The 8,709-nt window shown below is 44.8% G+C and carries 9 protein-coding genes; 5 read left to right on the plus strand and 4 right to left on the minus strand.

Annotated features, from left to right (window positions below):
* Positions 1-456 precede the first annotated feature (456 nt).
* A complete protein-coding gene (locus NDI35_RS29325; RefSeq protein ID WP_445315772.1) occupies positions 457-828 on the plus strand; it encodes a hypothetical protein in 372 nt (123 codons plus the stop codon).
* Between the two features lie 5 nt (positions 829-833).
* Positions 834-1,265 (plus strand): HNH endonuclease, encoded by a 432-nt coding sequence (locus NDI35_RS29330; protein WP_445315773.1) that lies wholly within the window; start codon positions 834-836, stop codon positions 1,263-1,265.
* 175 nt (positions 1,266-1,440) lie between these two features.
* Here the strand turns inward: NDI35_RS29330 and NDI35_RS29335 are convergent, their stop codons facing one another.
* The 4 genes from NDI35_RS29335 to topA form a co-directional block, all read right to left on the minus strand.
* The gene (locus NDI35_RS29335; protein WP_445315774.1) at positions 1,441-2,622 is read right to left on the minus strand and encodes a restriction endonuclease; all 1,182 of its coding nucleotides are present in this window, start codon (positions 2,620-2,622) and stop codon (positions 1,441-1,443) included.
* 29 nt (positions 2,623-2,651) lie between these two features.
* Positions 2,652-3,104 carry an HNH endonuclease gene (locus tag NDI35_RS29340; RefSeq protein WP_015178579.1) on the minus strand — a complete coding sequence of 151 codons (453 nt, stop codon included), beginning with the start codon at positions 3,102-3,104 and terminating at the stop codon, positions 2,652-2,654.
* A complete protein-coding gene (locus tag NDI35_RS29345) occupies positions 3,095-3,340 on the minus strand; it encodes a hypothetical protein (protein WP_445315775.1) in 246 nt (81 codons plus the stop codon). Before NDI35_RS29345 ends, NDI35_RS29340 begins: the two co-directional genes overlap by 10 nt.
* Before the next feature lie 191 nt (positions 3,341-3,531).
* A complete protein-coding gene (topA, locus tag NDI35_RS29350) occupies positions 3,532-6,264 on the minus strand; it encodes a type I DNA topoisomerase (protein WP_445315776.1) in 2,733 nt (910 codons plus the stop codon).
* A gap of 133 nt (positions 6,265-6,397) precedes the next feature.
* On the opposite strand from topA, the gene NDI35_RS29355 reads away from it, so the two are divergent.
* From NDI35_RS29355 to NDI35_RS29365, 3 genes are all read left to right on the plus strand, one after another.
* Positions 6,398-6,520: a hypothetical protein gene (locus NDI35_RS29355; protein ID WP_445315777.1), complete on the plus strand. Its 123-nt coding sequence runs from the start codon at positions 6,398-6,400 to the stop codon at positions 6,518-6,520.
* 300 nt (positions 6,521-6,820) lie between these two features.
* A complete protein-coding gene (locus tag NDI35_RS29360; protein WP_445315778.1) occupies positions 6,821-7,504 on the plus strand; it encodes a VOC family protein in 684 nt (227 codons plus the stop codon).
* 170 nt (positions 7,505-7,674) lie between these two features.
* The coding region (locus NDI35_RS29365) for a protein kinase domain-containing protein (protein WP_445315779.1) at positions 7,675-8,709 on the plus strand (1,035 nt) is incomplete at its 3' end.

Raw genomic sequence — 8,709 nt, forward strand, 5'->3', positions numbered from 1 at the left:
CATTATTTTTGGGATAGGCAAGCGTGTAACAATTATGCTGCCTATCTTTTTTTAGCACACATGGGCTCAATCCTCACCACCTCTGGGTTTCAGGCTGGTTGTCACCCCCCCAGGACAAGAGTTTGAGTTGAGATGTCTCAAAAAAAATAGGGGCGATCGAACCCCGCAGACGTTTATGAGACAAAGGAAGATAAGAGAAGAGAATTTTAAGGACCGAAGTACAAACCTATTTTTGCCCTGTTGTCTAGTGTTTTACAAATAAAGAAACCCGGTTTCTTTAAGAAACCGGGTTTCTGGGATGAGTGAAAACTAAACTAATTTCACTTGGTTTTCTACTTTGTCGCTGTCGCCGTATTTTTAGCAAGCGAGATCCTTCTTCATTTCTTTTGGGCAGATGTCTAATACTCAAAGTAAAATATGGCATAATATAAATATTAGTTTCATAGCTTTGCACCTATGACCGCCCAAATCACCCTAAATCTGCCAGATGAAGTCTATCACCAAGCAGAATTGCTAGCGCTGCAACGCCACCGCACCGTGAGTGAGATTCTAGTAGAAACTCTGGAAAATTTTCTCTTACCAACCGCTAAACCAGTATCAGGACTGTCTGATTCAGAAGTAATCACTCAGACTCAAATCCGGCTGCAACCACTCCAAGAACAACGATTGAGTGAATTGCTAGACCGCCAACAATCCGGTACGATCGCATCTGTAGAACTGGCTGAATTGCAGGCATTAATCCACATATATGAAACTCGACTATTGCGACAAGCTCAAGCCTTAAATGAAGCTGTGCGGCGCGGCTTGCTCGAACCATTGAAAGGATAAGCAAAATGGCGATTTCCGAACAAGTTCGAGCCAGAGTTCGCGCACAAGCTCAAAACCGGTGCGGTTATTGTCGCAGTTTACAAATGTATGTCCTGGGAATATTGGAAATTGACCATATTATTCCTAAAGCGATTGGCGGTACTGACGAGGAAGAAAATCTCTGGCTGGCTTGTAGTCTATGCAATAATTACAAAGGAACCCAAACTGACGCATTAGATCCGGTCACGCAAAAGCACGTTAAGTTGTTTAATCCGCGCACTCAACAATTGTCACAAAATTTTGCTTGGAGTGAAGACGGTACAGAAATTATTGGACTTACAAATTGCGGCCGCGCCACAGTCACAGCACTACAGCTAAACAATAATATTGCTGTTAGTGTCAGGCGTCAGTGGGTTAGTGCTGGATGGCATCCGCCCACAGATTCAAGTATTTCATAACAGATATTATTGTCAATATAAAAACCGCTGTGGCCGCTCGCAATTAAATCTGAAGGGGGCCTTAATGCTACCAGTTAAGAAAGAAAAGAGTAACAGTCATAGCAAGAATTTCCTATTGTGGAACAGGCAAGATGCCTGTTCCACAATAATTATTAGAGATGTCTAATGATGATTATTAATCACACCAATCGTAATACTGAGGTATACCATCCCAAAGAGAATAACGATTTAGATTTCCCCAAAGATAAACTTCACCATCATCTTTGTACTTCTTTTTTGCTCTGAACACCTTTTCTGCATTTAAATAGGAAAGAGCAGCAATCCCTGTATCTGGGATCTCGTATCCTCGAAAAGAATCACCAACTATACTGACCGTAGTCCTTGGGAGTTCCATGAGTAAAGCAGCTCCTTTTGAATCTCGAAGAACTATCGCAAAACAGTTCCGAATCATCCCATAGTATTCAGTAGCATGAAAAATCTTACCTTCCAGCGTATCTGTTAAACCATTTAAATTGAGTAAATATTTCAAGTGGTCAGGTTTTACTAGACTAGATTTATCACGAATAATACGCTCGGCGGCGTAAAAAGACCAGCGACTCACCTCGTCTGAAGTTGCTAATTTTATCCGTGTCTTTTGTCTAGCGGCGAAGCGTTGAGCACAAGGCAAGTATCGTGAAGTTGTTACAAAGAGTCCTTGATTTGCTCGTTCGTCTTCAACAACAGCACTTAAAGCTTGTACTGCTTGAAGGTCGATTGGATTGGATGTGGCGTATCTCTTAGCTTGCACTAGAGTCACAACTTCACCAATCACATCGTTAGAATACAAGCGAATATCTACACCACCGTCAGATCGACCAGAACCAAGTTTAGTGTGATACCCGTTATTACGAAATATCCCATCAAGTAAAACCTCAAACTTTCTGGGATCGAGGTGGTATAAATCATCAGGAGATTTATGAAACCGTTCATAAACCTCTTCATACAGATCCGAAAAATCTGGCTGTACTAAATCGCAAATCCATTGCCATTCAAAGTAGTTACGATATGCTTCTTCTAACTCTTCATCATCAATAACCCAAAATGTAAATACTCCACCTCCATAATTAGCGACGTAGAACCCGGTATTCTGAGTGAGTTCGTCAAATTCATCGTATAGTTCATTACCGTCATATAGAATTTCGCCAAGTTGCCCACAAGCACAGAGAACTAAAACGCATGGATTTTCTGGTGGTTCATCATCAAAATGTTCATTCCATGACTTAAATGTGCAATCGTGCCATAATTCTTTTTGTTGCGCCCACGAACGGATAACTGATTTGAGATCTTCAATATTTTTCTCAAGGCGAACGTCTTGCATAGGATTAAAATCAACTGTTCTTATCAATATTATGAATTTTGGCGAGGATCGCCAGAGGGAGGATGCCACCCTGCCCTAATCCATAAACGACGAGCTCTGATAATCGCTCCTTCATTATGATATAGATCGTTAAGGTCTAACCGATCGCAGGTTCCCCTACCTGTTGGAGTAATACCCATTATTTCTAAACCATCCGCAGACCAGTTAAAATGCTCAGACCATTGCTGTTGACGGGGGTTAAACAAAGTTACTTCTTGTTCTGTTTCTGGGTCAGTACCAGTGACAAAATTATAGCGATTATTATTACAGCGATGACAAGCTAAAGCTAAGTTTTCAAGCTCATCGCTACCACCAATCGATCGAGGTAAAATATGATCTATCGTAAATAGAGTAGAGCTACTTTCTTCCGCTGAATGGCAATATTCACAAAGAAAATTAGCTCTACTTCTTACTAAGTTTCTAGTAGCGCGGTTTACGGACATGAGGCTGCTATAACTTTAGCGTTAATTAAGGTAAAAATCCGATCAAGTTCTAGTAAGCTTGCTAATTCTACAACCTCTTCTGAAGTTAAAAGATTAGCCTTTTTTCTCTCGGCTAATTCTTCTAATCTGGCTTGCAGGTTTTCCGTAAATTTGAATAAGTAAAGATTTCTGACTTTCTGAATCGAAATCTCACGCTCGATCCAGTAGGAAGGTTGTACCATAAGTTCAGCTATCATGGTGATTCAATTACTCCAATTACTACATGGATAGTCTTGATTATATCATGAGAACCAAAGGATTACTTTAGAAAGAGCCGACCTACTTACGCACGGCGCGATCGAAGAAACCGGGTTTTTTACCGAATCTGTCTGCTAAAACAAATTATTGCAAAAAACCCGGTTTCTGACCGTACAGTGCGTAAATCCTGCTAACTTGACTTAGTTGTTTTCTTGGCTGTTGTCGCAGTCGCAGCCTTCTTAGTCGTGGTTTTCTTCGCCGCAGTCGCCGTCTTCTTAGCAGTAGTTTTCTTCGCTGCAGTCTTCTCAGTTGCAGTCTCCGACTTCGCCGCCGCAGTGTTAGTTGACTTCTTCGACTTGCTGCTAGATTTACCGCCTCCCGCTGCTTCCTTCGTTGCTAACAATTCCAGTGCTCTTTGCAAGGTGAAATTCTCCACAGATTCATCCTTCGACAAAGAAGCATTGATATCGCCGTGTTTCACATAGGGGCCGTAGCGGCCATCGTAAACATTGATCAATTCTCCCGACTCTGGATGCGCGCCCAATTCCTTCAAAGGTGTGGCTGATTTGCTGCGGCCGCGGGCGGCTTTCGGCTGCGATAATAACTCTAAAGCCCGATCGAGCCCTATAGTCAAAACATCATCCGGCGGTTTGATCGATCGATAATCTTTCCCCACCTTACCCTGGTCATGCACCACATAAGGCCCGTACATCCCCAAATTAGCTTGCACCTTCGCCCCCGTCTCCGGGTGAGATCCCAACAAGCGGGGTAAAGTCAACAAACTCACCGCCATATCCAGCGTCACGCTATCCTTATCCGTCCCCTTCGGTAAAGAAGCCCGCTTCGGTTTCTTGTTCGTTTCCGAAACTTCCCCTAACTGAACGTATGGCCCGTAACTGCCAATCAGCACATAAATCGGTTCCCCAGTTTCCGGGTGAAGACCCAATTTTTCCGGGCCTTCGGTTTTTTGCTTTAACAGAAACTCCACTTGTTCCGGGTCTAAATCTGCAGGCGTCAAATCTTGGGGAATCGATGCTTTTACCAAGCCTTCTTCGCTTTCAGATTCCAGATAGGCGCCGAATTTGCCGATGCAGACTTTGGCGGTGAGATTCTCCAACACCACAGTTCGGGCAACTTTCGCATCAATCTGACTTTCCTGTTCTTTAACTTGGGTTGCGAGCCCGGTTTCCCCTGTATAAAACTTTTGCAAATACGGCAGCCATTTCGCCTCGCCGGTGGCAATTTCATCGAGGGTTTGTTCCATTCGGGAAGTAAAACCGGTGTCTACTAAATCGGGAAAATGTGTTTCCAATAAAGTGGTGACGGCGAAAGCGGTGAATGTCGGAATTAGGGCATTAGCTATTAATTTCGCATATCCCCGATCGACAATTGTACCGATAATACTCGCATAGGTACTCGGACGGCCTACACCTTCGCTTTCCAGCATTTTGACCAGAGAAGCTTCCGTGTAGCGGGCGGGAGGTTGAGTTTCGTGGCCAACTGCCTCTAAATCCTTACAATTAGGTTTATCCCCCACCTTCAGCGCCGGCAAAATCACCTCCTGGTCTTCCAACGCCGCATTCGGATCGTCGGAACCTTCCACGTAGGCCCGCAAAAAGCCTGGAAAATCAATGCGTTTGCCGCTGGAACGGAAACCGGCATCTTCTACCTGAGTTAATACAGTGACGTGAGTTTGGCGCGAATCGGCCATTTGAGAAGCGACAGTCCGCTTCCAAATCAAATCATAGAGGCGGAAATCAATCCCATCCAATCCAGTTTGCTGCGGAGTCCGAAAAGTGCTGCCAGCGGGACGGATAGCTTCGTGGGCTTCCTGGGCGCCTTTGCTTTTCGTGGTGTATTTGCGCGGTTGGGGGCTGAGGTATTCGCTGCCGTAAAGTTCTTGCACACAACTGCGCGCCGCTTCGATCGCCTGTTCGGACAAATGCACCGAATCCGTCCGCATATAGGTGATAAAACCGCGTTCGTAGAGACCTTGGGCAATTCGCATTGTTTCCCGCGCACCCAGCCGCAGCTTGCGGTTAGCTTCCTGCTGCAAAGTCGAGGTCGTAAACGGCGGCGAAGGTTTGCGGGTGACTGGCCGTTCTTCAATATTCCCGACAGTCCAAGGTTTGTTTTGGATGCGTGAGAGTAAAGCCCGCGCCTGTTCTTCGTTCAGCAAAAGTACACGGCGGCCGGCGATAATTTGCCCGGTATTTTCATCAAAATCGCTGCCATTTGCAACTTTTACATTGCCGACAGTCACGAGTTTGGCATCAAAGGAAATTTTGCCCTTTTCCAAAAGGGCTTTTAAATCCCAGTAACTACCTTGGCGGAAAGCGCGGCGTTCCCGTTCCCGGCGCACCAAAAGGCGTACAGCGACTGACTGCACTCTACCGGCCGACAAACCCCAAGCGATTTTTTTCCACAGTAGCGGAGAGAGTGTGTAACCGACGAGTCTGTCGAGAATCCGGCGAGTTTCTTGGGCTTGTACAACTCGATTGTCGATATCGCGGCAGTGAGTCAAAGCATCGCGGATAGCTTCGCGGGTGATTTCGTGAAACACCATCCGCTTGATGGGCACTTTGGGTTTGAGGATTTGCAGCAAATGCCAGGAAATGCTTTCGCCTTCCCGGTCTTCGTCAGTGGCTAGAATCAGTTCTGTGGCGTCTTTGAGGGCATCTTTGAGTTCTTTAACAATTTTCTTTTTATCTTTCGGGATGACGTAGAGGGGTTCAAAGTCTGCCTCCACGTTTACGCCGAGTTGCGCCCATTTTTCCCCTTTAACGGCTTCTGGTATTTCTTCGGCGGAGGATGGTAGGTCGCGGACATGGCCCATCGATGCCTCTACACGGTAGGTGGAGGGCAGGAAGTTGCGGATGGTACGGGCTTTTGTGGGAGATTCGACGATGACTAAGGTTGACATGGCATCTTTTAAATATGGATAGCAGCGCAGCTAGAGGGTCTAAATTAGAGAGTGTAGGTCAGATGTCAAGGCTTCTTTCAACTTTGGGCGATTATTTTCAAACTACCTTAATTTTTAACTTACTGCCGATCGGGTGGCAGGTGACAATGTGATGGGATTTTACTGCTTTGGCGGCAGAGGCTGCGAATCGCGTCTCTACAAGATGCACTCCTTGGATGACCTGACTTTAGCAGAATTGTCGCTAACTGGATGTTGAGACTGCCGGATGCGGGCGGATGGTTCCTCAATCTAGTTGTAACTTGAAGCTTGGGGAAGGTTGGGGCGATCGATTGCGCGATTTTAGATTTTAGATTTTAGATTTTAGATTGAGAAAAATTGACTGAGTAGAGGTTTGGGACTATCAATTTTAGATTTGAGATTTGAGATTTGAGATTGGGAAAGATTTACTGAGTAGAGGTTTTGGACTTTGGTACAGTACGCTGTGCAGCATCAGCGTTGCGATCGGAAAAAAAGCAATCACAGGGGATTAAAATTACTTTAGCGATAGATCAATTCTATGAACAATGCTATGACATTTGAATTTGACCATCTTTTCATCCTTACTGATATTGGTGCTTCGGAAGCTAATCGTTTATCCTCATTCGGTTTAGTTGAGGGTGGAGCTCGCATTCATCACGGACAAGGTACAGCCAATCGCTCTTTCTTTTTCCATAACGCAATGTTGGAATTGTTATGGATTCACGATCCAGAAGAGGCGAAGTCTGAGCCTATTCATCAGACTCGTCTTTGGGAGCGATCGACAAATCGGAATAATGGTGCGTGTCCATTTGGCATCTGTTTGCGTCCAGCCAAAGGTTCTGAGGACACAGTTGCATTTTCTAGTTGGGCATATCGTCCACCTTATTTATCTGAAACGATGAGTATCGCAGTAGGAACAAATAGTGATGTGTTGACTGAGCCGATGCTTTTCCAAATTTCCTTTGGTAAACGTCCAGATCAATACTCGGCTGATAAGTCACAGCCTTTGGAGCATGGTGTTGGTTTCCGGGAAATTACTCGTGTAGAATTAGTCAGTCCTGCGGCCAATAATCCGTCACCTGAACTTCAAGCAGTGCTTGAGACAAATCAGCTAAAGTTACGGATAGGAACCGAGTATTTTGTCGAGCTGGGTTTTGATGGAGAAGTGCAGGGACAACAGGTAGATTTCCGACCGGGATTGCCGCTTATTATCAGTTGGTAATCAAAAGCTGTAAAACAATTAATAATATGGCTTCAGTATCCAACGAACTGCGATCGTTCGTACAGAACGCCCACTGACAATTGCAGGAACATTAGAGGCCATTGAGAATTTTTCAAGTTGGCTGAGTAAACTAGAGATATAGTAACCCCCAATTTATTGAGAACTGGAAAATGGAGACAATTACTGACCTGCCAGGGTATCGCATAACAGAACAACTCTATGCAGGATCTCGCACTTTAGTCTATCGCGGTGTTCGGGAGAGCGATCGGACTCCAGTCGTCATCAAACTGCTGCGAAACGAATACCCCAGCTTCAGCGAACTGCTGCAATTCCGCAACCAGTACACCATCGCCAAAAATCTACGTCTGCCTGGAGTCGTTGAACCCCTCGATTTAGCACCTTACAAAAACGCCTATGCTTTGATAATGGAGGACTTTGGAGGAGTTTCCCTATCTACTTATATCCCGGCAGCAACTGATAAAAACCAACCCGATAAATCTGTATCTTTAGAAGACTTTCTCAACCTAGCCAAGGAACTAGCAAATATTCTCCACTCTCTCTACCAAAACCGAGTTATTCATAAAGATATCAAACCAGCCAATATTCTGATTAACCCACATAGCAAACAAATTAAACTCATTGACTTCAGTATTTCTTCCCTGCTGCCGAGAGAAACCCAAGAAATCCAGAATCCCAACACCCTCGAAGGAACCTTAGCTTATCTCTCCCCAGAAAAGACAGGAAGAATGAATCGAGGCATTGACTATCGGAGTGACTTTTATTCCCTGGGTGTGACCTTCTATGAATTGTTGACAACACAGTTACCCTTCGAGTCAGACGACCCAATGGAGTTAGTGCATTGTCATCTAGCCAAACAGCCGATTCCGGTACATCAAATCAAGCCAGAAGTTCCCCTAATTTTATCCCAAATTGTTAGTAAACTGATGGCAAAGAATGCGGAAAATCGCTATCAGAGTGCATTAGGACTGAAACACGATTTAGAAATTTGTCTGGCTCAATTACAAAACACGGGTAACATTGAGACGTTTGCATTGGGAACGCGGGATATTATAGACCATTTCCTCATCCCCGAAAAACTCTACGGCAGAGAAACAGAAGTTGAAACCTTATTAGCAGCCTTTGAGCGAGTCAGCAGAGGCAGCACCGAAATGATGCTAGTATCCGGTTACTCTGGCATTGGAAAA

It is taken from the genome of Microcoleus vaginatus FACHB-2002, assembly GCF_040004035.1.
Lineage (GTDB): Bacteria > Cyanobacteriota > Cyanobacteriia > Cyanobacteriales > Microcoleaceae > Microcoleus > Microcoleus vaginatus_C.

Coding starts and splice junctions, on each gene's coding strand:
- NDI35_RS29325 (WP_445315772.1), top strand. CDS start 457: ATGACCGCCCAAATCACCCTAAATCTGCCAGATGAAGTCTATCACCAA.
- NDI35_RS29330 (WP_445315773.1), top strand. CDS start 834: ATGGCGATTTCCGAACAAGTTCGAGCCAGAGTTCGCGCACAAGCTCAA.
- NDI35_RS29335 (WP_445315774.1), bottom strand. CDS start 2,622: ATGCAAGACGTTCGCCTTGAGAAAAATATTGAAGATCTCAAATCAGTT.
- NDI35_RS29340 (WP_015178579.1), bottom strand. CDS start 3,104: ATGTCCGTAAACCGCGCTACTAGAAACTTAGTAAGAAGTAGAGCTAAT.
- NDI35_RS29345 (WP_445315775.1), bottom strand. CDS start 3,340: ATGATAGCTGAACTTATGGTACAACCTTCCTACTGGATCGAGCGTGAG.
- topA (WP_445315776.1), bottom strand. CDS start 6,264: ATGTCAACCTTAGTCATCGTCGAATCTCCCACAAAAGCCCGTACCATC.
- NDI35_RS29360 (WP_445315778.1), top strand. CDS start 6,821: ATGAACAATGCTATGACATTTGAATTTGACCATCTTTTCATCCTTACT.